The organism is Pseudactinotalea sp. Z1748, from assembly GCF_049725185.1.
Classification (GTDB): domain Bacteria; phylum Actinomycetota; class Actinomycetes; order Actinomycetales; family Beutenbergiaceae; genus CALKWS01.
The window spans coordinates 38,003-60,866 of the sequence record NZ_JBMPQB010000010.1 but is presented as its reverse complement, the minus strand read 5'-3'; the positions used below and the strand labels follow the sequence as shown (position 1 = coordinate 60,866).

Annotated in this window: 25 protein-coding genes; 17 read left to right on the top strand and 8 right to left on the bottom strand. The window is 67.8% G+C overall.

Annotated elements, in window-relative coordinates; all coding sequences use genetic code 11:
* From ACO0LU_RS17330 to ACO0LU_RS17320, 3 genes are read right to left on the bottom strand one after another with little or no spacing between them, the layout of a single operon-like run.
* On the bottom strand, positions 1-1,185 hold the full coding sequence (locus tag ACO0LU_RS17330) for a restriction endonuclease subunit S (RefSeq protein ID WP_424792599.1): 1,185 nt from the start codon (positions 1,183-1,185) through the stop codon (positions 1-3).
* Positions 1,182-2,759 carry an N-6 DNA methylase gene (locus tag ACO0LU_RS17325; protein WP_424792598.1) on the bottom strand — a complete coding sequence of 526 codons (1,578 nt, stop codon included), beginning with the start codon at positions 2,757-2,759 and terminating at the stop codon, positions 1,182-1,184. Before ACO0LU_RS17325 ends, ACO0LU_RS17330 begins: the two co-directional genes overlap by 4 nt.
* A 46-nt stretch (positions 2,760-2,805) precedes the next feature.
* A complete protein-coding gene (locus ACO0LU_RS17320) occupies positions 2,806-4,866 on the bottom strand; it encodes a hypothetical protein (RefSeq protein ID WP_424792597.1) in 2,061 nt (686 codons plus the stop codon).
* Positions 4,867-5,037: 171 nt separating this feature from the next.
* Here ACO0LU_RS17320 and ACO0LU_RS17315 point away from each other — a divergent pair, with 171 nt between their 5' ends.
* From ACO0LU_RS17315 to ACO0LU_RS17285, 7 genes are all read left to right on the top strand, one after another.
* Positions 5,038-5,319 (top strand): DUF3892 domain-containing protein, encoded by a 282-nt coding sequence (locus ACO0LU_RS17315; protein ID WP_424792596.1) that lies wholly within the window; start codon positions 5,038-5,040, stop codon positions 5,317-5,319.
* A 6-nt stretch (positions 5,320-5,325) separates the two neighbouring features.
* Positions 5,326-5,880, top strand: a complete 555-nt coding sequence (locus tag ACO0LU_RS17310) for a hypothetical protein (protein ID WP_424792595.1) — start codon at positions 5,326-5,328, stop codon at positions 5,878-5,880.
* 16 nt (positions 5,881-5,896) lie between these two features.
* A complete protein-coding gene (locus tag ACO0LU_RS17305; RefSeq protein WP_424792594.1) occupies positions 5,897-6,688 on the top strand; it encodes a hypothetical protein in 792 nt (263 codons plus the stop codon).
* 133 nt (positions 6,689-6,821) lie between these two features.
* The gene (locus ACO0LU_RS17300; RefSeq protein ID WP_424792593.1) at positions 6,822-7,055 is read left to right on the top strand and encodes a hypothetical protein; all 234 of its coding nucleotides are present in this window, start codon (positions 6,822-6,824) and stop codon (positions 7,053-7,055) included.
* Positions 7,052-7,489: a type II toxin-antitoxin system VapC family toxin gene (locus ACO0LU_RS17295; protein WP_424792592.1), complete on the top strand. Its 438-nt coding sequence runs from the start codon at positions 7,052-7,054 to the stop codon at positions 7,487-7,489. The genes ACO0LU_RS17300 and ACO0LU_RS17295 overlap by 4 nt, the downstream gene beginning before the upstream one ends.
* Before the next feature lie 153 nt (positions 7,490-7,642).
* Positions 7,643-7,888, top strand: coding sequence for an AbrB/MazE/SpoVT family DNA-binding domain-containing protein (locus ACO0LU_RS17290; RefSeq protein WP_424792591.1), 246 nt, complete (start codon positions 7,643-7,645; stop codon positions 7,886-7,888).
* Positions 7,885-8,292, top strand: a complete 408-nt coding sequence (locus ACO0LU_RS17285) for a PIN domain-containing protein (protein WP_424792590.1) — start codon at positions 7,885-7,887, stop codon at positions 8,290-8,292. The genes ACO0LU_RS17290 and ACO0LU_RS17285 overlap by 4 nt, the downstream gene beginning before the upstream one ends.
* A gap of 41 nt (positions 8,293-8,333) precedes the next feature.
* On the opposite strand, the gene ACO0LU_RS17280 is transcribed toward ACO0LU_RS17285, so the two are convergent.
* Both ACO0LU_RS17280 and ACO0LU_RS17275 read right to left on the bottom strand, forming a co-directional pair.
* Complete coding sequence (locus tag ACO0LU_RS17280) at positions 8,334-9,500, bottom strand: amidohydrolase (RefSeq protein WP_424792589.1); 1,167 nt, start codon at positions 9,498-9,500, stop codon at positions 8,334-8,336.
* A gap of 29 nt (positions 9,501-9,529) precedes the next feature.
* On the bottom strand, positions 9,530-9,892 hold the full coding sequence (locus ACO0LU_RS17275; protein ID WP_424792588.1) for a DUF4342 domain-containing protein: 363 nt from the start codon (positions 9,890-9,892) through the stop codon (positions 9,530-9,532).
* 263 nt (positions 9,893-10,155) lie between these two features.
* On the opposite strand from ACO0LU_RS17275, the gene ACO0LU_RS17270 reads away from it, so the two are divergent.
* Positions 10,156-11,214, top strand: coding sequence for a DNA glycosylase AlkZ-like family protein (locus tag ACO0LU_RS17270; RefSeq protein WP_424792587.1), 1,059 nt, complete (start codon positions 10,156-10,158; stop codon positions 11,212-11,214).
* Between the two features lie 35 nt (positions 11,215-11,249).
* Here ACO0LU_RS17270 and ACO0LU_RS17265 read toward each other — a convergent pair whose 3' ends face one another.
* The 3 genes from ACO0LU_RS17265 to ACO0LU_RS17255 are packed head-to-tail and all read right to left on the bottom strand — an operon-like array spanning position 11,250 to position 12,650.
* Positions 11,250-11,753 carry a CinA family protein gene (locus ACO0LU_RS17265; protein ID WP_424792586.1) on the bottom strand — a complete coding sequence of 168 codons (504 nt, stop codon included), beginning with the start codon at positions 11,751-11,753 and terminating at the stop codon, positions 11,250-11,252.
* A 20-nt stretch (positions 11,754-11,773) separates the two neighbouring features.
* Positions 11,774-11,992 carry a helix-hairpin-helix domain-containing protein gene (locus ACO0LU_RS17260; protein ID WP_424792585.1) on the bottom strand — a complete coding sequence of 73 codons (219 nt, stop codon included), beginning with the start codon at positions 11,990-11,992 and terminating at the stop codon, positions 11,774-11,776.
* Positions 11,993-12,035: 43 nt separating this feature from the next.
* The gene (locus ACO0LU_RS17255) at positions 12,036-12,650 is read right to left on the bottom strand and encodes a DUF664 domain-containing protein (protein ID WP_424792584.1); all 615 of its coding nucleotides are present in this window, start codon (positions 12,648-12,650) and stop codon (positions 12,036-12,038) included.
* 282 nt (positions 12,651-12,932) lie between these two features.
* On the opposite strand from ACO0LU_RS17255, the gene ACO0LU_RS17250 reads away from it, so the two are divergent.
* From ACO0LU_RS17250 to hpaD, 9 genes are all read left to right on the top strand, one after another.
* Positions 12,933-13,754, top strand: coding sequence for a DUF4397 domain-containing protein (locus tag ACO0LU_RS17250; protein ID WP_424792656.1), 822 nt, complete (start codon positions 12,933-12,935; stop codon positions 13,752-13,754).
* Positions 13,755-13,789: 35 nt separating this feature from the next.
* A complete protein-coding gene (locus tag ACO0LU_RS17245) occupies positions 13,790-14,518 on the top strand; it encodes a sortase domain-bontaining protein (RefSeq protein WP_424792583.1) in 729 nt (242 codons plus the stop codon).
* Positions 14,519-14,573: 55 nt separating this feature from the next.
* Positions 14,574-15,140, top strand: coding sequence for an RNA polymerase sigma factor (locus ACO0LU_RS17240; protein ID WP_424792582.1), 567 nt, complete (start codon positions 14,574-14,576; stop codon positions 15,138-15,140).
* Positions 15,127-15,882, top strand: coding sequence for an anti-sigma factor (locus tag ACO0LU_RS17235; protein WP_424792581.1), 756 nt, complete (start codon positions 15,127-15,129; stop codon positions 15,880-15,882). Before ACO0LU_RS17240 ends, ACO0LU_RS17235 begins: the two co-directional genes overlap by 14 nt.
* A gap of 285 nt (positions 15,883-16,167) precedes the next feature.
* The gene (locus ACO0LU_RS17230; protein ID WP_424792655.1) at positions 16,168-17,487 is read left to right on the top strand and encodes a short-chain fatty acid transporter; all 1,320 of its coding nucleotides are present in this window, start codon (positions 16,168-16,170) and stop codon (positions 17,485-17,487) included.
* A 250-nt stretch (positions 17,488-17,737) separates the two neighbouring features.
* Complete coding sequence (locus tag ACO0LU_RS17225) at positions 17,738-19,195, top strand: fumarylacetoacetate hydrolase family protein (protein ID WP_424792580.1); 1,458 nt, start codon at positions 17,738-17,740, stop codon at positions 19,193-19,195.
* A gap of 17 nt (positions 19,196-19,212) precedes the next feature.
* Positions 19,213-20,142, top strand: coding sequence for a 4-hydroxy-tetrahydrodipicolinate synthase (gene dapA, locus ACO0LU_RS17220; RefSeq protein WP_424792579.1), 930 nt, complete (start codon positions 19,213-19,215; stop codon positions 20,140-20,142).
* Between the two features lie 88 nt (positions 20,143-20,230).
* Positions 20,231-21,736, top strand: a complete 1,506-nt coding sequence (gene hpaE / locus ACO0LU_RS17215) for a 5-carboxymethyl-2-hydroxymuconate semialdehyde dehydrogenase (RefSeq protein ID WP_424792654.1) — start codon at positions 20,231-20,233, stop codon at positions 21,734-21,736.
* A 27-nt stretch (positions 21,737-21,763) separates the two neighbouring features.
* Positions 21,764-22,846: a 3,4-dihydroxyphenylacetate 2,3-dioxygenase gene (gene hpaD, locus ACO0LU_RS17210; RefSeq protein WP_424792578.1), complete on the top strand. Its 1,083-nt coding sequence runs from the start codon at positions 21,764-21,766 to the stop codon at positions 22,844-22,846.
* The last annotated feature ends 18 nt before the right edge of the window (positions 22,847-22,864 follow it).

Genomic DNA, 22,864 nt, shown 5'->3' with positions numbered 1-22,864 from the left:
TCAGACCGCCTCCTCGATCTGGCGCTCGGCGTCCTTCACGCGGAGCCTGCCGGACATGAGGGCAGGCAAAAGGGCGTCGCGCGTGGCGGCGAGGGATTCATTCTCCCAGAGTGCGGTACGAATCCTGCTTTCGAGGGCCCGTAGTTTGGCTTCGAGAGTTGATCGGTGTGACTCGCGGATTAGCGGAATTTCCAGGTCATGCAACTGCTTTCTATTGATGGAGCCGAAAACGGTGCCTTCTGCTTCATAGGGTTGCCAGACGGCGCCAGCCTGCTTAAGAAGGTGGAAGAGAGTGAACTGTTGATCGGTCGAGGAGTTGACGGCAGCGAGCCCTCGACCAATGCAGACATCACCCGGCGCAAGATTGACTCTGCCGACTGGCGCACGGACACTGACCAGTATGTCGCCGCCCTTGGCCATTCGGATGGGATTAGTCGTCCAGATTCGTTCCCGGGGGAATCGCACGTCGAAGTCGCGAACTCCTTGAAAGAAGGGCACACCTTGGCCAGTCTCATTGAACGTGTCACCTTTAGGTGACGTTCCCATGGTGACGGTGGCGAGGGTGTGCAGGGGTGCGCTAGAGCCCTCAAGCCTCTCTCGCGTCATCAGAGTTGCCAATTGGTCAGCGGTATCGACCAAGCGAGAGTTGGCGGCGATCTTGTCGTCGAGGGCGCCCAGCACCTCAGCGATCGCCCGCTGCTCCTCAATTGGGTGAAGGTTGAGTCTGAGTGAACGCTGCGCGGTCAAGCTGACATACGGCGCCATATCAGTGCTATCCGCAATTGCCTTGAGTTGACTTTGAATGTCGGGACCCTCTAGCGCAAATTGCAGGTAACGTTGGTTGAGAACCTCCCCGTTCAGGCTGCGCCAGAAGGTCGTCTGCGGCGAACAAACGAAGTCTGGGGCGTTCATTGGCGCGATAGCAACTCGACCCACGGTTCCTTTGTGGGATAAAAGTACGTCGCCTGGCTCGCCTACCCCTTTCCTAATTCGTGTGCGGGCAGTGGAGGAGATCTTCCCTGCACCCTCGAAGTCGATACGTCCACTCGTCATATCTGCAGCACGAACGAACGCGATACCTGATGTCGTGAACTCATTCCTTCTTGGACGATCGTTTCCGTGGTTGCCATCCTCCACCCGTAGATGACCTGCAGAAATCAGATCTCGCACAGGGGTGGTGTTCATAGCGCCCGCCCCAACTGCTCACGCACAACCTGCTCCAACCGCGCCGATTCCTCGAACTGCTCGAACAACTCCTTGGTCAGGCGCTCGATCTTGTCCTCGATGGGCTCGCCGTCGTCCTCCACCTCCGGCACGCCCACGTACCTTCCCGGGGTGAGGGCGTAGTCGGCCTCCTTGATCTCGGCGAGGGTGGCCGAGTAGGCGAAGCCCGGCACGTCCTCGTACTCGAGCCCCGCCTCCATTGCCGATTGGGTGCCCTTCCAGGCGTGGAACGTGTCGGCAATCGTGGCGATGTCCTCTTCGCGTAGTTCCCGCTCGGCCCGGTCGATCATGTGGCCGAGGTTGCGGGCGTCGATGAACAGCACCTCACCGGTGCGGTCCACCGACCCACCGGCACCGGCTGACTTGTCCTTGGCGAAGAACCACAGGCACACCGGGATGCCGGTGGAGCGGAACAACTGCGCCGGCAGCGCCACCATGCAGGACACCAGATCCGCCTCCACGATCTGGGCGCGGATCTGCCCCTCGCCGCTGGAGTTCGACGACATCGACCCGTTGGCCATCACCACACCGGCGCTGCCGCCAGGGGCAAGTTTGGACAGGATGTGCTGGATCCAGGCGTAGTTGGCGTTGTTGCGCGGGGGCACCCCGAACGTCCAGCGGGAGTCCTCCTCCGAGCGGGCCCAGTCCTTGATGTTGAACGGGGGATTGGCCAGCACGTAATCCATCTGGACATCGGGGTGCTGATCCCGGGCGAAGGTGTCGCCCCACTTGGTGCCCAGGTTGGCATTCAATCCGTGGATGGCCAGGTTCATCTTCGCCATCCGCCAGGTGCGGTCGTTCAACTCCTGCCCGTACACCGAAATCGCCGTGGGCTCGGTGTCGTGGCGTTGCAGGAACTTCTCGGTCTGGACGAACATGCCCCCGGACCCACAGCACGGGTCATACACCCGACCCGAGTACGGCTCGAGCACTTCCACCAGCACCCGCACCACATCCGGGGGCGTGTAGAACTCCCCGCCGCGCTTACCTTCCGCGGCGGCGAACTTGCCCAGGAAGTACTCATACACCTCGCCCAGGATGTCGCGGGCCTTGGTGGCGCCGTGGCCGGTGAACCGGGCGCTGTTGAGCAGGTCGATCAACTCGCCCAGGCGCCGCTGGTCTACGTTGTCCCGGTTGTAGATCCGCGGCAACGTCCCGGCCAGGGAGGGGTTGGCTCCCATGATCAGGTCCATCGCGTCGTCGACGAGTTCGCCGATGGTGCGGGCGTGTTCGGCACCTGAAGCCGGACGGCCCTTGGCGTTGGTGGCCAGGTACTCCCACCGGGCGGTCGGCGGCACCCAGAACACGCCGCGGCTGGTGTACTCATCCACGTCATCCAGGAACGCGTCGACCTGGTCGCCCTCAATGCCGTCGGCGGCGAGTTCGGCGATGATCTGCTCGCGCCGCTCGGTGAAGGCATCGGAAACGTATTTGAGGAACACCAGGCCCAGCACCACGTCCTTGTACTGGGAGGCGTCCATGGAGGAGCGGAGCTTGTCCGCGGCCTTCCACAGCGTGTCCTTGAGTTCCTTCATGGTGCTCGGTGCAGCTGTGGCGTTTTTGCGTTGCGCTGGCACGTCGTTAGGGTCCTTCGTCGGCTTGGGTGGAATCAAAAGTGAGGGATCGGGCGCTCAAGCCATCGAGGACTTCGTGCTTGAGGTCGCGCAATGCTTCCAAGCGTTCCATGGCTTGAGCCTGCGCATGGTCAATCGCCGTCATTGCTTCACGCAACGGCACACGTTCGTCGGGACTGATCGGCGGTACGGCCACCGAGCGCCAGGCGTTACCGCCAGCGCGGCCATGCTGATTCAGCGCCCAGCACACCATCTCCGGATCCAGTGCGCTGTCGGTTACCACCCGCAGGGTGCGGACCGGGAAGCGCGTCACGCCACCGCCGTCGGTATCGACCACAGCGCGCAGTCCCCCGGCAATGGTGAAGACGACGTCCCCGGGTTCACTCAGCCGGGCCGCCGGGTAGTGGGTGGCCAGGGCCAGAAGTCCGATGTGCTGGGGGGTGCCCGGTCCCCACTGGCCGCGGTCGAGGCGGTCCGCGTCCAGGATCGGGGCTCCGGACGTCGCGCCGAGGTGCTCCGCATCGATGCGGTGTCCAGGAAGCAACTGCAGTGCACCCGCGCCGAGCCAGTGCTGCACGGTCTGCGCACCGGGGGCCCGCGTGAATCGGGTCTGGTTGGTGGGGACCAGATCCAGGTGCGGCAATAGCGGCGGGTGAGTGTCGCCGTCGAGCCTTTCACCCAGGGCTGTGATGCGTTGGGCGACCTCGGCACCGTCACGCAGGCGCCGGGGCGGCGCCGTGGTGGGACCTTGAATCAGTGGCCCGGAGGTGGCGATTACCCGGCGAGCAGCGATCCGGCGGGAGTAGTGGAAGGCGTGGGCGCGTACCGTTGCCTCGTTACCCATCGCGGCCAGGGTGTCATTGACGACGTCGGTGCTCACCGCGGCCGTCAAGGAGACGTCGCTGAGGTCGCTGATCGTGGTCCAGCGGCGCTCGCCGGGCACGTCCGGGTGGGCGGCGCCCAGGACCCACAGCGCCATCATCTGCCGGGGCCGGCGAGGTACGCAGCCCGCAGGTAGGCGCACGATGGAGCGGACCTTGTCCAGACGCAGCAGACCGGCGCGGAGATTGTCGGCCGCGCGCTCGGTGAGCGGGTCGATCAGGACCTGGGCCGGGGCGACGATGACGGCGCGTTGGTCGGGGGCGAGTTCGAGGGCGAGGTTGTCGATGGCCTGCAGGGTGGTCAGCGGCGTTTCGTCAGCAGCCGGGAAGTGTGCGAGGACCACGGCGTGGGGCAGTTGTCCCGGTTCCTGGGCGAGAGGGTGTCGGATCCAACCACTCGCGACCAAACGACGAACCGTGGCGCGTTCGCCGGGGCTGCCGGTGCTGCTGGTGTGGGCGGTCGAACTGATCTGCTCGGGCAGTCGGGAGCGTACGGCCATCAGGAGGTCGCCGCTCCCGGGGCGGGGGTCGGCGAAATGGGCTTCGTCACTGTCGCCCGGCAGCAGGGCGTTCGCCAGGTCGGCCACCAGGGTGAGGGCGGTGGGGGAGAGGGCGTGTGCGCCATGCTCACTGTGCCGCGAACCGTCTTGCACCGAGCGTTCCAATGCTGCGGCTGCGGAGTAGGCGGCGTTGGCCACGGACTCGGCGTGGGCGGGGAGGCCGGGGGAGGCGGCGGCTGCGGAGAGCTCGCTGAAGAGGAACTCATCGTGTGGGTCGACGTCATCGGCGAGGTCGATGAGAGCCTCGGCCTCGAGATCGGTCAGGTCTGCGTCGGTGAGGGCCTTCAACGTGAGCAGGGCCGCGAGGCGTGCCTCGAAGGCAGTGGCCTCGTGCCAGCGTTCGTCGGTCCGGGCGTACGCGGGCGCGTCCTCGCTGACCGTCGGGTTGTTGCCCAGGCCGGTGCGAGTGAGCCATGCGGCGATCTGGCTGGCATTGAAGTGCAGCCGATCCGCACCAGGGTTGACCGGTTCGGGGAATGGGTCCGTGCCCGTGGCTTTGCGCCGTCGCCAGATCGTGACGACCGGCCGGCGGACGCGGGCGAGGCGGGCGATGTCGGCCATCGACAGGAGCGTGCCAGGCGCAGCATCGCCGGCGGACGCTGTGTCCGTGGCGCTGGGATGCGTCATGGCCGACTCCCGGAGTAGGTGGTGGTGCCACTCTAGGCGCTGATTAGGTTGTGTTTATCGCGAATCCTGATAAAGGGGCTTATCGGGCCAAACGTAGCCAGGCCGTGGCGACGGAACTTAGCGTCCGGGCATCCCGGTTCGGACCGGGTCCTTCGAGTTCAGGAGCCCACCATGATCTACATCCGGAGAGTGCGCGTGAGCGATCCGGGGATGCACAGCACCCAGATCGCCGCCGTGCAGTACTCGTTCGCCACTACCGGTGCCCTGTGGTTGATGACCCGGGAGCAGGCGGTGCGCCACATCGTCAGCGGCAAGGGATGCCGCTCGCACAATGACACCACTCGCCAGCAGGCCGAGGTCGTGGTCCGCCAGAGCGCCTCCGGCGTGCCCTACATCACCACCGCCGCTGACGGTGTAGAGACCAACAACCTGCTCGCCCTTCCCCGGTTCTGAGGCACCATGGGTACCGAACCAGGCGAGGAAGGCAGCGGGCGCAACGCCCAAGCAACTGGACCCGGCGAAGCGCACGCTGAACCGGAAGTGCACCGCAACGTGGCTAGGGCGCTGGCCGCCGGGGGGACGCCCGTCGCGGGCTACTCGGTCAGAGCGGAGATTCAAGCGCGAAGTCAGCGACGGATCCGAATCTGGGTCGGCTGTGTCGTGGTGCTGGCAGTGGCCCTGATTGGTGCGGGAGCCGCGTATTGGAACGCGCGACCGGGCCCCCTTGCAACCGCCTACGAAAAGTGCGGCTACGAGGACGAACTGGGCGTCCGACTGGCCGATGGGGGCGCCACGCTGCTCCTCCAGACCGTTGGTGAGGAGAACTCGATCGGCATTGATTACGTCGGACTTCTCTGTGTGTACGGCGCGCTCGACATGCCCGCACGCATTACCACCCAGATCGGTTCCACGAGGGCACTCGATGGTCGAGTCAGCGACTCCTGGGACCGCTTCGCCGCGACCTGGAGCTACCACCCGAACTCCGGACTCGACCTCATGATCACCACCGAATGAAGCAAAGGACAGTGCGATGACGAACTACCCGCAGGATCCCTATGGCCAGGCTGGCGCGAGGCCTCCCGAGAACGCCTCCCACCCGAGCCCCTACGAGGTATCACCCAGGCCGGCAAACAACGAGCATTCCGCCCATGCCAGGTCCGCTTCGGACGAACCGGACCCGGAGCCGAACCGCGGCCGACCCAAGAAGCGCAGCAGGTGGATCATCCCCGTCCTGACCGGAGTGCTGGCGTTCACCGTCGGCATCGCAGCCGGCGGGGGGAGCGCCGACGACGGTGCTGCTGCCTCCGGCGCCGAGTTGGCCAAAGTGGAGGCTGAGCGCGATGCAGTTCTGGAGGAACTGGAGGTGGTGAGTTCCGAGCGTGATGAACTTGCCGCTGAGATGGAGGCCGCGAGCGGAAGCCTGGACGTTGCGGAAGAACTGGAGCAGGTGACGGCCGAGCGCGATGAGTTGGCTGGGGAACTCGAAACCATGACCGACGAACGCGACGCCGCCCTGGCTGCTGCTGAAGAAGCGGAGGGCCAGATCGCCGCAGCCGAGGAAGCGGAAGCCGACGCTGCTGCGGCCGCCGCTGAGAGAAGTTTCGGCAACGGAACCTGGCGCGTGGGGGAGGACATCGACCCGGGCGTCTACCGCACCGAAGGCGCCAGTAGTTGCTATTGGGAGCGGCTCTCCGGATTCTCGGGTGAGTTCGGGGACATCATCGCCAACGACTTCACCTCCGGGCCAACCACGGTGACCATTGCCGCGAGCGACTCGGGCTTCAGTTCCCAGGGGTGCGGGACGTGGGAGTTGCAGGAGTGAATCGGCTGCGATCGCCCGTGCACCCGTGCACCCGTGCACCCGTGTCCGGCGCCGTGCGGAAGGGCCTGGGCCGCTACGCCGCCCCTGCCCGGCGTAGATACGGGCGTACGGGCCGGATGATACGGTAACCCATATGAAGACGACGATCGACATTCCTGATGCGTTGGCGCAGCGGGCCAAGGAAGTCGCCAGACGAGAGGGGGCGACCTTGCGCGAACTGGTGGTGGCGGGCCTACTTAGCGAGATCGAACGGCGCTCGGCCTCAAGTCGGATCGACTTCCAGTTCCCGACCACGGGAGGCCAGGGTCTCATCGCAGGCCTTACCCCGGAGGAGGCCCTCGACCGCTCCTACGGTTTGCCGTCGTGATCGCGCTCGACACCAATCTGCTGGTGTACGCCCACCGGGAGGACAGCCCGCATCACGCCGTGGCCCTGCGGTTACTGCGCGAGGTGGCCACGGGTCGCGCCCCGTGGGGCATCCCATGGCCGTGTCTGCACGAGTTCCTCGCCATCATTACCCATCCGCGGATCTACAGCCCTCCGACGGCCGTGCCGGTAGCCGTTGAGGCGATGAGGAGTCTGCTTCATCTGCCCCATGCCCAGGTGCTGACGGAAACTGCGGACCATGGCGATATCTTGAGAGACTTGCTGCTTGCTTCCCCCGGCGTGGCCGGAGCAAGGGTGCACGACGCCAGAGTCGCGGCCATCTGTTTGAGTCACGGGGTGCGGGAACTGTGGTCTGCCGACCGCGACTTCTCCTGGTTTCCGGCTCTGCGCGTGGTCAACCCGTTGGTGGGGTGAGACCTGCTGCGCAAGCCGGCCGCCGCCGTCGGCCCCTCCGTTCGCGACCGGAGCCGCCGCAGCCCGAATGGTGGGGTGATTGCGGCCTTCGTGGAGCGGGCCCCGTTCCACCGCACGACATTCACGGCGCTGGCGCAATGGTAGATTGAACCCATGCGTACAACCATTGATGGCGGTGGCCGCGTCGTCATCCCCAAGGAGATTCGCTCACGGCTCGGGCTCCTGCCTGGCCACGTGCTGGACATCGCAATCGTGGACGGCCGCATCAGCCTCGACGTCTCCGGGACAGGGATGCATCTTGCTGAGTCCGGTGGGGTGCCCGTTGCAGTAACCGACGAGCCAATCGAGCCGCTGACCACCGAAACAGTTCGTGCCACGTTGGAACAAGTGCGACGGTGAGATACGTCGATTCAGGCGTTGTGATCGCAGCGTTCGCAAGTTGGCACGAGGCACACGAGGTGGCGCGCAACGAGGTCGCCCGACGGCCTGGCATCGCTGCCCACGCCATGGTGGAGGTCTACAGCGTGCTCACCCGCCTGCCTGCCCCGCACCGTGCTCACCCCAGCATCGTTGCCCGCTACCTGGATGCGGTTTTCCCCGAGGCGCCCCTAATGTTGGCGGCACCTGCCTATCGAGATGCAATCGTCCGGGAACTCCCGAATTCGGGCATCTCCGGTGGCCCCAGTTATGACGCACTGATAGCGGCCACGGTACGGGAGGCGTCGGGAACGCTGGTCACACTTGACCGGCGCGCCATGTCGACCTATCGGTTGCTGGGGTGTGACGCCGAACTACTGGCCTGACCGCGTCGTCGGGTATGCCCGTTCGCCCCGACCGAGCCCGACTACGCCTCATCGGCGGTGTAGGCGTAGACCTCCTGGCCCTTGATGAACACCCGCTGCGCGCGCTGCATGACATCAAGCGGGTCCCCGCTCCACAGCACGATGTCGCCGTACTTGCCCTTGGCCAGCGATCCGACCTTGTCGTCGATGCCGATCACCTTGGCGGGGTTCAGTGTGATCGCGCGCAGCGCGGTGTCGCGGTCCAGGCCTTCCTTCACCGCGAGGGTGGCTTGGTGCACCAGGAAGTTGATCGGGACCACGGGGTGGTCGGTGATGATGGAGATCTCCACCCCGGCCCGGGCCAGTTTGGCGGGGTTGGTCAGGCTGCGCTCGCGCAACTCCACTTTCGACCTGCTGGTGAACAGCGGGCCGATGAGCACCGGCACTCCCCGCTGCGCGATCTGCTTGGCCACCAGGTGCGCCTCGGTGCCATGGTCCAGCACCAGTTCGTACCCGAACTCCTCAGCCACCCGCAGCGCGGTGGCGATGTCGTCAGACCGGTGGGCGTGCTGGCGCCACGGGATCTCCCGGGCGAGTACCGAGGCGACCGCTTCGTGCTTGAGGTCGCGGCCATCGAAGTCGCCCTTGGCGCCATCCCGTTTGGCCACGTAGTTCTGCGCCTCGACGAACGCCTGCCGCAGCACCGCGGCGGTGCCCAACCGGGTCGAGGGCATGGTCTTCTTGTCGCCGTACACCCTCTTCGGGTTCTCACCCAGCGCCGACTTCAGCCCCGCCGGGGAGCGCAGCAGCATCTCATCGACCACCTCGCCGTGGGTATGGATCGCCACGCACAGTCCGCCGACGACGTTGCCCGACCCAGGATTGACGCACACCGCGGTCACACCGCCGGCCAGGGCGTCGGCGAACCCCGTCTCCCGGGGGTTGATGGCATCCAGCGCCCGGACCTGGGCGGTAACCGGGTCGGTCATCTCGTTGACGTCGCTGCCGGCCCAGCCCTCGGCCTCCTCGTGCGTACCCAGGTGGGTGTGGGCATCGACGAAACCGGGAAGCACCCACTGGCCGGTCGCGTCGATCACCTCGGCGCCCCGCGGGACCTTCGCCTTCGGTCCGATCGCGGTGATCACCCCGTCGGTGACCACCACGGTGCCATCGAAGGGGTCAGCATCAATGGGCAGGACATGTCCACCGGTGAAAGCAATCGTCGTCATGCTCCCAGCCTGCCACGGTCCGTGCCTGACTACTGCTCCAGGACGGGCGGCCCGTCGCCCGCCGTCGAGTCTGGGTTGCCGCCCGCGTCGTCGTCGGGGTCTTCCCTTTCGACACCGATCGTCGCGGAGGTCAGCAGCGCCGCAATCGCCCCGACCGCTACCAGAATGGGCGCGAACGCCGCGGTCACGGCGGTGATGGCCACGCCTACCGTCAGTGGGATCTCCAGCAGGGTGCGACCTTCGGGGTTCTTGATGAACACCCGCCGCACATTGCCTTCGGCAACGAGTTTCTTCACCTGGTCGAGAAGTTCGTTCCCGGAGACGGTGAACTCCTCGTACCAGGTCTTCTTGCCCTTGGCCGAGTCGTCCTTGGATTCGTGTGTGTCAGCCATGTGTGGTCTCCTCCTGAGGTGAGCGGCGCCCCGGTGGCCGTATTCGGCTCGGTCGCCTCTCCGTCGTCGTCATTGTCCTGCATCGGCACCCGCACGTATAGTGGACAACCTCCCAGGTGCGACGAGGGCCGGGGGCGCGAGGATGGGCCCATGGCAACGAGGCTGGTGGGGGAGAGTCCCTATGGCCTGGTCTTGGGCTGCCGGGCGGGCGTCCACAAGGGATGTCATTGCGCCGGATCCGAGATGGCGGTAGCGCGGTGCGGGTGACCTGGGCGCAGGCGTTGGCCTGGCGATTGGCTCGGCAGTTGCTCGCGCCGGCGGGCCGGCTTCGGGCCGAGGAGGTCGTGGGCCGGTTGGGTGCCATCCCGGCCTGGTCGGGCAACCCTGGGTACGCGGTGCGGGTGCGCCAGACCGAGCCGGAACCGGGCGAACTCGATCGGGCACTCGCCCAGGGCAGTGTGGTCAAGGTGTTCGCGTTCCGTGGCGGAACCTACCTGATGACCCCCGCGAGCGCGGCCCTCTACCTGGCGCTGCGATCCGCGAGCCGGATGTGGGAGCGCCGGAGTTGGCGCGACCACTACCGGGTGGAGCCGGGGGAGTGGCCGGCGCTTCGGGCAGCGGTCCGCGAGGCCCTGGCTGATGGGCCGCTGACACTGGAGGAACTCGCGGCCGAGGTCACCACGAGCGCCAGGTTCGCCCACCTCGGACCAGCGCTCTCGGCCGCGAACACCTTCCTCAAACCCTTCTTCTGGCAGGGGGACGTGTGTTTCGGCCCCACCAGGAACGGACAGGTCACTCTCCAGGCGCTGGCACAGAACCGGTACTGGCCGGGCCTGCCGGAATTGCAGGAGGCGGGAAGGCAGGCGGTCCTCGCCTACCTGTCCGCCTACGGCCCGACCACACCCGAGCGGGTGCACTACTGGCTCGGGGAGGGGCTTGGCGCCGGCCGTCAGCGCATCGCGGGTTGGCTCGCCGGCTTGGGTGAGCAACTCACCGAGATCGAGGTGGAGGGTGAGGCCGCGCTGGTGCACACCGACCACGTGGAGGACCTGAAGGCCGCCAGCCCTACCGGTGCGGTGCGGTTCCTCACCGGACACGACCAGTGGGTGCTCGGCCCGGGCACCGCCGACGTCCACGTGGTCCCGCCCGAACACCGGCCGGCCGTCAGCCGCGGAGCGAACCTGGTGATCACCGGTGGTGTGGTCTGCGGGACCTGGCGGCTCGCCGGTGATGGGCCGGCGGTGTCCTGGTTCGACGGGGCGGAGCAATCGCCCCCGGAACTGGCCGAACAGTCGCTGCGGGTGCGGGAACTCCTCGGCTAAACCCCGGCTAGACCCCCGCGCGGTGGGCGGCGCCGCTATTGGGCCTCGGTGCCGACATCGGTGATCCCCTGGCCGAGCAGTTCCAGTGCCCTGCGGGTGGTGGCGTCCAGGATCTCCTTCGCGTCGCCGTCGAAGTGATGCTGCTCGCAGGTGGTGCCCTCCGGGGTGTGCACGGCGATGAACACCGTCCCGACCGGCTCACCCTCCTGCTCATCGGGCCCGCCGACACCGGTCACGCCCACGGCACAGTCTGCGCCCAGTTGCTGCGCCGCCCCTTCGGCCATGGCGGTGGCACACTGCTCGGAGATCACCGGGCCGGGCGGGACGCCCAGGGCCCGCTGCTTCGCCTCGACCGTGTAGGCGACCACACCACCGGCGAACCAAGCACCGGCATCGGGTGCGGCGCCCAAGTGGACGGCCACCTGCCCGCTGGTCAGGGACTCGGCGGTCGCCACGAGCGCGCCGCGGCCATGGGCGGCCTTGCCGACGCGCGCAGCGAGTTCTTCGAATTCGGCTCGGAGTTGTTCAGAGGCGGACATGGACGCATCCTCGCAGGCGGTCAGGAAGGGCGGTAGTCCAGATCCTTGGCAGCCAAGGCGTCGCCAAGGATGGCGATCGCCTTGGGGCCCACGCCGTGGATGGCCAGTAGTTCCTTCCGGGAGTGCTGAGCCACCCGTGCCAGGCTCGTGATGCCGTTGCCCGCGAGTTCGCGGGCAGCGGTCTTACCGATCGCGTCGGGCAGATCCCCCACCGGTCGGATATCGGGTGTGTCAGCCATCGCGACTCCTTCCCTGCCGGCCGTTTCCCGGCCTGCCGTCGATTCACTTGCCAGGAGAAATTCCGACCGGTGAGTTCCCGCTCACGGCGCTCCAACCCTGCGGCGGGTCCTCGCCGACCCGACCGTCGACGGCCTCCCGGAGGAGATCCGCGTGGCCGGTGTGCCGCCCGTACTCCTCCACCAGGTCGTACAGCAGCCGGCGCAGGCTCACTTCCAACCCTTCGTCGGCGCCCAGGGCAACTCGCTGGTCCAGACCCTGGTGTGCCAGAGCGACCTGCAGGCGCTGGTCGGATCGGCGCACCGCCTCGTCCCACCCGCGGTACAACTCCGCGGGCCCCATCCCATCGGTGCTGAACATGTAGTCGTGCGGACTTCCGTCGAAGTCGACCATTCCTGCCCATGGCGGCCCGTAGGCCGCACCGGACAGGGCCATCCCGAACTTCTCATCCTCGGCACACGCCAGATGTTTGAGCAGATTGCCCAGGGTCAGCGCGGAGGCGCCCACAGTGCGGGACAGGCCCTCGGCGTCCAGGTCGTCTGTCTTCCAGCGGAAGGTGGTGCGCAGCCGGTTCAGGGCACCGAGCAGGTGCTCCACCTCCGAGCCTGCCAGCGGCGGTTCCCACGGCGTCTGCGCCGCTGCCTCGGTTGCCTCAGCCATGCACGTACTCCCCTCTCCGGTGCGGCAGCCCCCTCTTTGGTGCGGCAGCCGCACCCGATGTGGCCCGGCCAACCGCCTGGTGGTGTCCATATTGTGCCGTTCGGAAGGTTCCGGCGGTAGATCTTCGGGTAGATCCGAGCAGTACTTCCTCAGGCCCTGACGGAACTCATCGGAAAAATTTCCGGCCGAGGTGCATCCAAACGGCGGTCCTCGCCAGAAAGTACCGGTGCGAACACCCACCGGCCCACCCGGGCCACATCCGATGGAGGAAATATCATGCACATGCGTCGCACCGCGCTGGCCGGATTGGCCGGCCTCACGGCAGTCACACTCGCCGCGGCCCCCGCCTTCGCCGACACCACCGAACCCGGCGCCGCACTCTCGGTTCTGCACGGTGTGCCGGACATGGTCGTCGACGTCTACGTCGATGGTGAACTCACCCTGGACGACTTCGAACCCGGTGACCTGGCCGGCCCGCTCGAACTGCCTGCCGGCACCTACTCGGTGGCGATCACCGCAGCCGACGCCGACGACGACAGTGAGCCGGCCCTCGGGCCGGTGGACCTGAGTCTGGACGGTGGGATGAACTACACCGCGGTGGCCCACCTGGACGCCGACGGCGAGCCGACCGCCACCCTGTTCACCAACGACACCTCCGAAACGGCGGCGGGCGAAGGGCGCCTGATCGTGCGGCACACCGCAGCCGCTCCGGCGGTCGACATCCTGGCCGGTGACGAGGCCGTCATCACCGACCTGGCCAACCCCGACGAGGCCAGCCTCGACCTGCCCGCCGGGACCGTCCCGGCCGCAGTGGCTGCAGCCGGCACCACCGACCCGGTGCTGGGCCCGGCCGACGTCACGGTCGGTGAGGGATCGCTCACGATCGTCTACGCCTGGGGCAGCCTGGAGGAGGACTCGCTGGACCTGGCGGTCCAGACGGTCGATGGGTTGCACTCGGCCCCGGGTGGTGTGCCCACCGGTCAGATCCCGGTCGAGGAAGCGGGCATGGCGCCGCTTGCTTGGGTCGTGATCACTCTCGGGGTTGGTCTGCTGGCCCTCCTGGGATTGCGCGGCCGCAACCAGGGCGCACACTCGACTAACTGAAGAGCAACTGGAGACAGGGCGGAGTAGGAGTTCGATTGTTCAGGACGAAAGCATTGTCCCTCGTGATCCTGCTCCTGGCCGGAATCCTCGGTGGCTGCGCGACCCCGGTCGCGCAGCCACCGAGCCGGTCTGCGCCGACCGACGCCGCGGCGGCACAGCCGGAGCCCTCCGCGATCTCGCCGGAGGCGCACGAGCAGGGGCGCACCGAAGCCACCGCACCCGAGTCGCAGGCCGTCCCCGGCGAGTTCGAATCACCCGCGGTCGAGGTCGCCGTCCGCACCGCCAGGCTCGAGGCTGCCGGCCCCGAGGCCAGGACCCCGCCGGTGCGGTTGGAGTATGCCGAGCGGGACATCACCCTCGACATCGACCCCGTCGGGGTTGCCGCGGACGGGCAGATGGAGATCCCTGACGACGCCAACAGGGCCGGGTGGTACCGCTTCGGTCCCGGACTGGGCGATGGGAACGGATCCATCGTCGTTGCTGCACACAACGGTTCCTTCACCACCGGCGTCGGTCCGTTCCACTACCTTCGCCAAGCCCAGCCAGGTGATTCGATTGACCTCATCGGCCCGGATGGGACGGAGGTGACCTATGACGTCCTCACCGTCACCAGCGAAGCCAAGGAGACCATCGACCTGGCCGACCACTTCCGGCGCGATGGGCAGCCGCGGCTGGTGCTCATCACCTGCGGCGGGCAGTGGGACGAGGCGCGCGGTAGTTACACCGACAACATCGTCGTCACTGCTAGCCTGCGCCAAGGATGATCGAATCTCCGGTTGGCCCCACCATGGAGCCACGATTGCGCCGGATGGGCGGACGATGAGCGACGACGTAGCGCAGGCTCCTGAACTCGCGCTGGAGCGTGCCTTCGTCGCCGAGGACGACGGCGTCATGCGTGCGGTCTATCAACGGTGGTCGCCGCTGATTTATACGATCGCGCTACGAGCCCTGGGCTCGGTTGCTGACGCCGAGGACGTCACCCAGCAGGTGTTCGTGGCCGCATGGCAGGGTCGGAACAGGTACGACCCGACCCGTGCTCGCTTGCACTCCTGGTTGGTTGCCATCGCGCGGAACAAGATCGTCGACGTCTATCAGAGCCGGACCCGGCACGGCCGCGCGCAGGACGCGGCCGAGGTCGTTGCCCGCCGGCCGGCCGGGGCCGGGGCAGATCCCGTCGTCGTCATCGACCGGGTGGTGATCGCCGAGGAACTGCGCCGTCTGGGTGAGCCGCCGGGCACGATCATGCGGCTCGCATTCTTCGAGGATCTGACCCACTCCCAGATCGCCGGGCGGCTTGATCTGCCACTCGGAACGGTCAAGTCCCACATCAAACGTAGTCTGCAACGTATGCGCGATCGGCTGGAGGTGACCGATGGAGCATCCTGAGGATGGCACGTTGGCCCTCCTCGCTCTCGGGGAGGAGCAGGGCGTCCCGCGCGCACAGAGCCGCCATGTCGCCGAGTGCGCGACGTGCCGGAAGGAACTCGAGGGGCTGCGACGCGTGGTGAGCGCGGGGCGGGCCGGCGCCGGGGAGCCCGGCCTGGAGCGCCCGGGCGAGCACGTCTGGTCCCGGATCAGCGCCGAACTCCTCGGGCCGGCAGGCTCCGGGGCGGCCGGCACGCCCGAGTTGCCTGCGGTCGCGCCCGAGCTACCTGCCGAGCCGGTGCGCGCGCCCGTTCCGCAACTGGCACGGCGCTCATCCCGGAGTTGGCGCACGGCCTGGGTGGCTGCGGCGGCCTTCCTGCTCGGCGTCGGCGCCACCGTGGTGGCTGACCAACTGCGTACGCCCTCGGCGCCCGAGGTGCTCGCCACGGCCGAGTTGGCGCCCCTGCCTGAGTGGAGCGAGGCCGACGCCGGCGCCGCAGCGTTGCACGAGGTCGACGGTGCCCGGGTGCTGAACGTCGAACTCGACCCCGGCCTGGGCGAGGGGTACCGCGAGGTTTGGCTCATTGACAGCGATTTGGAGCGGCTGATCAGCCTCGGCGTCCTCGTCGGATCCGAGGGAGTCTTCGACGTTCCCGACAACCTCGATATGGGCGAGTTCCTGATCGTGGACGTCTCCGATGAGCCCTACGACGGCGACCCGGCCCATAGCGGAAACAGCATCGTGCGGGGCGAACTGTCCTAGGTGATCGCGGTGCCACGCAGGGGTACTCAGCGGTGGCACCCGACGGCGGCACGCGGCGTTGGGCCGGACCAGCCCGAAGTGCCGTCCGCGCGTTGCCTGGTTGTGCCACGCTGAGGCTTGGGTGGCATCGTCGCCACCCGGCCCATCTACCCTCCCGGCGTTCAGGTCGGATCCGAGAAGCCGGGCGGGGAGCGTACTCAAGGAGGAGACATGGCAGACCCGAATAGCCAGGGAACGACGAAAGAGGAGAAGAAGGCCGGCGGCGGTGCGGTGCTGTCGGGCCTGATGCGCCCGTTGAACAACCTGGTCGAGAGGTTCATCCCCTCGGCCCTGGTCTTTGCGATCGTGCTCACGTTCGTGGTGGTCCTGCTCGCCCTCATCCTGACCGACGCCGGGCCGGTGCAGGTGGTGGAGGAGTGGGGCAACGGACTGGCAGGGCTGCTCGCCTTCATGACCCAGATGGCGCTCATCCTGCTGCTGGGGTACATCCTGGCCAACACCGGCCCGGTCCGGAAGATCCTGGTGTGGCTGGCTAAGCGGCCCAGGACAGCCATGCAGGGTTACGTGCTGGTCTTCGTGATCGCCGCGCTGGCCTCGCTGATCACCTGGGGCCTGGGCCTGGTGGCCGGTGCTCTGCTCGCCCGTGAGGTCGCCTATGAGTTCCGGCGGCGTGACGAACCGATCCACTTCGCCATGCTGGTCGCCTCCGCCTTCTCCGGCTTCGTGGTCTGGCACATGGGCTACTCGGCGTCCGGTCCGCTGCTGGCGGCCACGCCGGACTCCTTCGTCGCCGAGCGACTCGGTGAGCCGCTGCCGATCACCGAGACGATCTTCACCCCGTGGAACATCGCCGCGGCCGGTGCCGCGATCATTCTGGTGGCCGTGGCGTTGCTGCTGGTGGCACCACGGCGCACGGAAGCGATCGTGCCACTGAAGGTCGATGCCCGGGAGAAGGAGGTTGACGTCGCCGAGCAGGTCACTACCCCCGCGGACCGGGTGGACGCCTCCCGGGTGCCCACCTTGCTCACCGGGCTGATGTTGGTGGGCTACCTGGTGATCCACTTCTCCGGTGGGGGCACGTTGACTCTGGACCTCGTCAACTGGAGCTTCCTGGCCCTGATCCTGCTGCTGGTGAAGAACCCGTTCGAACTGATCGCGCTGACCAAGAAGGCCGCCTCCAACGTCGGAGAAATCCTGCTGCAGTTCCCGCTGTACGCAGGGATCATGGGCATCATGGCCGGTACCGGGCTGATCACGGTGATCTCCGATGCCTTGGTGTCCATCTCGAACCAGTACACCTTCGGGCTGCTTGCCTTCGTCGCCGCCGGCACCGTCAACTTCTTCGTGCCCTCGGGCGGTGGGCAGTTCGCGGTGCAGGCACCGGTCATGCTCGAAGCGGCTGAGAGCCTGTCGGTGGACCCGGCGATCGCGATCATGGCGGTGGCCTATGGCGATCAGTGGACCAACATGATCCAACCGTTCTGGGCCTTGCCGCTGTTGGCCATCGCGGGGCTGAAGATGCGCGACATCCTCAGTTACACCACGATCACCCTGGTGGCCACGGGGCTGGTGTTCGGCACCACCTTGGTGCTGATCTCGCTGTAGGTCACGCGTTCGCCCGGCGGCGCTGTCCCATGTGGTCAGCGGCGATCATGCGCCCGGTCCGCGACCGGCCCGGGCGTACCGGACGGATCGATAGGCGGCCGGGACGTGGCGCAGGCGCTGCCCGGTCAGCAGGTGTGCCGTGGGGGCCACTCCCACGCCCGTCCACCTGTTGACACCGGGGGGTGGCGGCGGCAGGATTGGGATCGTATACGATCGTTCGAGGACGTCCTGGGCGAAGGAGCCGGTGCAGATGAGCAACGACCCGATCACCGCCGTCCTCGGGCACCGGCCCGGCAAGGTGATCGCGGTCCACCTCAGTTACGCCTCGCGTGCCGCTCAGCGTGGCCGAACCCCGGCGCATCCGTCCTACTTCCTCAAGACCACCTCCTCGCTCACCGGCTCCGGCCGGGTGGTCCGCCCGGCAGGCACCGAGTTGCTCGGGTTCGAAGGCGAGATCGCCCTGGTGATCGGCTCCGACGCGCGGGGCGTCCCGCCGGAACGGGCCTGGGGCCACGTCGGCTGGGTCACCGCCGCCAACGACCTGGGCCTGCATGACCTGCGGTATGCGGACAAGGGCTCCAACGTGCGCTCCAAGGGTGGAGACGGCTACACCCCGATCGGCCCGCGGCTGCTCGAGGCCACCGGGCTCGACCCGGCCCGGCTTGCGATCCGCACCTGGCTGGATGACGAACTCGTCCAGGACGACTCCACGGCCGGCTTGCTGTTCCCTTTCGCCCTGATGATCGCCGACCTGTCCCGCGTCATGACCCTGCACCGCGGTGATGTCATCCTCACCGGCACTCCCGCGGGAGCCTCGGTCGCCCGACCCGGCCAGCACATCGCCGTCGAGGTGTCCTGCCCGGACGATCCGGGCCTGAGCACCGGGCGGCTGCACACCGAGGTGATCGAGGGACCCGCCCTGCCCGACTGGGGCCATCCGCCGAAGGTCGACGAGGCCCAGCGCGCCGACGCCTGGGGCCGGGAGGTCGCCCCCGGCGAACCCCCGTTCGTTCTCACCGAGGATCTGCGGGCCCGCTTGGGAGCGGTCGCCGTGGCCACCCTGTCGGTGCAGATGCGCCGGCGCGGCTACGACACCGTCTCCATCGACGGCGTATGCCCCCTGGTCCCGGGTCGCGGGCTGGTGGGCCGGGCCCGCACGCTGCGTTTCGTGCCCTTCCGCAAGGACCTGTTCGCCGGGTGCGGCGGGGGGTACAACGCCCAGAAACAGGCGATCGACACGATCGGGCCGGGCGAGGTCCTGGTGATGGAGGCCCGCGGCGACTCCTCGGCCGGCACCCTCGGGGACATCCTCGCGCTGCGGGCCCAGGTGCGCGGCGCCGCCGGCATCATCACCGACGGGGCGGTGCGCGATGCCGCCCCCGTCGCTGACCTCGACCTGCCCGTGTACTCCTCCGGGGCACACCCCGCCGTCCTGGGCCGGCGGCACGTGCCCTGGGAGAGGGACGTGACCATCTCCTGCGGCGGTACCACCGTGCAGGTCGGGGACGTCGTGGTGGCCGACGACGACGGAGCCCTGGTCATCCCACCCCACCTCGTGGCCGAGGTACTCCGGGACGCCGAGGACCAGGAGGCCGAGGAAACCTTCATCGCCGAGATGGTCGCGGCGGGGGAGTCGGTACAGGGGCTGTACCCGATGAACGAGAAGTGGCGGCAGGCCTTCGACGCCTGGCGCTCCACACCCGGCTGAGTTCCGAGGAGAACACGATGAAGTTCCGCTCCGACCCCGCCGGTATCACCGGTGCGCTGGCCCCGGTGTTCACCCCGTTCACCGACGAGGGCGAGTTGGACCACGAGTCGCTGCGGCGCATGGTGCGCTGGCAACTGGCCAACGGTTCTCGGGGCATCTCCATCGGTGGATCTACCGGTGAACCCTCCTCCCAGAGCCTTGCCGAGCGCGCAGCCGCGATCCGCACCGTGGCCCAGGAGGTGGGTGACGCCGTCCCGTTCCTGCCCGGCACCGGCACGGCGCAGCTGGAGGAGACCCTGGAGCTGACCTCGATCGCCCGGGACGCCGGGGCGGACATGGCGCTGATCATCACCCCCTACTACGCCCGCCCCACCCAGGAGGCGCTCTACGTCTGGTACTCCACGGTTGCCACGGAGTTCCCGGACCTGCCGATCGTGGCGTACAACGTGCCCGTCCGTACCGCGGTGGACCTGGCCCCGGAGACCTTCGCCCGGCTGTTCCGCGATCACGACAACATCGTGGGCATCAAGGAGACCACCAAGGACTTCGAGCACTTCTCCCGCACCATGTACCTGTGCGGCCAGGAGGCGTTGATGTGGTCCGGGATCGAACTGCTGTGCCTGCCGCTGATCCCGCTGGGGGGAACCGGGTTCATCTCCGCGCTGTCCAACATCGCGCCGGCCGCCGTCGCCGAGACCTACGAGGCCGCGACCGCCGGTGACTGGGACCGGGCGCGGGCGTTGCACTACGGCGTGCACCCGCTGGTGGACCTGATCTTCGCCGAGACCAATCCCGCCCCGGCCAAGTGGCTGATGGCCCAGCGCGGCCTGATCGCCTCGGACCATGTGCGCCCGCCCCTGGTCGGGCTCAGTGAGCAGGGCCGGCGCCGCGTGACCGAACTGGCCCGCCACGGCGAGCAGTACCTGACCCCGGTGGAAGGAACCTGAGGTGACCGCTGAGACGACCGGACCGACCCCGGCAAACCGGCCCACGCCGTCGCCGGCGCCCGCCCCGCCGCCGGGCACTCCCGAGCGCATCCAGCACTACATCAACGGCGCGTTCCGCGACTCCCGTGGCGGGCAGACCTTCGAGGTGCTCGAACCCACCACGAACGTCGCCTACATCCTGGCCGCCGCCGGAGGCGACGCCGACATCGACGCCGCGGTGACCGCCGCTCGGGAGGCGTTCGAGACCGGCCCGTGGCCGCGGATGAAGAACCGGGAACGGGCGCGGGTGCTGAACAGGATCGCCGATGCCGTCGAGGCCCAGGACGCCGCGCTGGCCACGATGGAGTCCTTCGACACCGGTCTGCCGATCACCCAGGCCCGGGGCCAGGCCCGCCGGGCGGCGGAGAATTTCCGCTTCTTCGCCGACCTCATCGTCGCCGGTACCGATGATGCCTTCAAGGTGCCCGGGATGCAGATGAACTACGTCAACCGCTCACCGGTGGGCGTGGCCGGGCTCATCACCCCGTGGAACACCCCGTTCATGCTGTCCTCATGGAAGTTGGCCCCGGCGCTGGCTGCGGGGTGCACCGTGGTCCTCAAACCGGCGGAGTTCACCCCGCTGTCCGCCTCCCTGTGGGCCGGGATCTTCACCGAGGCCGGTTTGCCGCCGGGGGTGTTCAACCTGGTCAACGGCATCGGGGAGGAAGCCGGGGACGCCCTGGTCAAGCACCCGGGTGTGGACCTGATCTCCTTCACCGGGGAGACCATCACCGGGCAGACGATCTTCGCCAATGCCGCCCCCACGCTCAAGGGCCTGTCCATGGAACTGGGGGGCAAGTCCCCGGCGCTGGTGTTCGCCGACGCCGATCTGGAGGCCGCGTTGGACTCCACCCTGTTCGGGGTGTTCTCCCTGAACGGGGAGCGCTGCACCGCCTCCTCCCGGATCCTGGTGGAGGCGACGGTGTATGAGGACTTCGTGGCCGCCTACGCCGCGCGCGCCGAGAACATCAAGGTCGGACCGCCGTCGGATCCCGACACCGAGGTCGGTGCGCTGGTGCATCCGGAGCACTACGAGAGGGTGATGGGCTATGTCGAGGTCGGCAAGACCGAGGCGCGCCTGGTGGCAGGGGGAGAGCGCCCGGAGGGGCTGGAGGAGGGTAACTACCTGGCTCCCACCGTGTTCGCCGACGTGCCCCCCGAGGCCCGGATCTTCCAGGAGGAGATCTTCGGACCCGTGGTGGCGATCACCCCCTTTGACACCGAGGATGAGGCCGTGGCGCTGGCCAACAACGTCAAGTACGGACTGGCGGCCTACATCTGGACTTCCGACGTCACCCGCGCCCACACCCTGGCCGACCGGATCGAGGCCGGGATGATCTGGATCAACTCCCACAACGTGCGCGACCTGCGCTCCCCGTTCGGGGGTATCAAGGCCTCCGGCCTGGGCCAGGAGGGCGGCTACCGGTCGCTGAACTTCTACTCCGAGCACAAGGCCGTGCACGTGACCCTCGGCGCCGTGCACACCGCCCGGTTCGGGGCCACCGGGTATGACGAGCAGGACCCGTTCTTCGCCGCCAAGAGGGACGAGGCCTGAGATGGCGAGCGCGCGAAGGAGCCGGCCGTGAACCAACCCCGCACGGACAGCCCGACGACGGAGGCCACCCCGCCCGACATCGTGCGGGCGGCGTACATGGAACTGGTGGTGACCGACCTGGCCGCCGCGCGGGAGTTCTACGTGGACATCCTCGGCCTGGTGGTCACCGAGGAGGACGAGACCGCGATCTACCTGCGCACCCTGGAGGAGTTCATCCACCACAACCTGGTGCTCCGGGTGGGCGACGAGCCGGCGGTCGCTGCACTGGCCTTCCGGGTGCGCAGCCCACAGGACCTGGATCGGGCCGAGGACTACTACCGGGACCTGGGTTGCGACGTGCGTCGCAGCGCCGAGGGGTTCGTGCGCGGCATCGGTGCCGCGGTTCGGGTACAGGACCCGCTCGGTTTCCCGTATGAGTTCTTCTACGAGACCGAGCACGTGGCGCGCCTGGCGTGGAACTACGAACGCTACGGCGCCGGCGCACTGGTGCGGCTGGACCACTTCAACCAGGTCTATCCGGACGTCGTCGCCGGCGCGGCGTACCTGGAGGACCTCGGGTTCAAACGCACCGAGGACATCCGCGACGACGACGGGATCACCTACGCCGCCTGGTTCGCCCGCAAGCACACCGTGCATGACACCGCACTCACCGGCGGGGACGGGCCGCGGATGCACCACATCGCCTTCTCCACCCACGAGAAGCACAACATCCTCTACATCTGCGACAAGCTCGGCGCGCTACGCCGCTCGGACTGCATCGAGCGCGGCCCCGGCCGGCACGGGGTATCCAACGCCTTCTACCTCTACCTGCGTGACCCGGACGGGCACCGGGTGGAGATCTACACCCAGGACTACTACACCGGCGACCCCGACAACCCGGTGGTGACCTGGGACGTGCACGACAACCAGCGCCGGGACTGGTGGGGCAACCCGGTGGTGCCGTCCTGGTACACCGAGGCCTCCACCGTGCTGGACCTGGACGGCGACCCGGTACCGCTGCAGCAGCGCCAGGAGGCCAAGGAGATGGACGTGACCATCGGAGCCGACGGGTTCTCCTACACCCGCAAGGGCGAGACCGACCACGGCTTCAAACTCGGCAACCAGGTCTGAACCGGCCGGCCACATCGC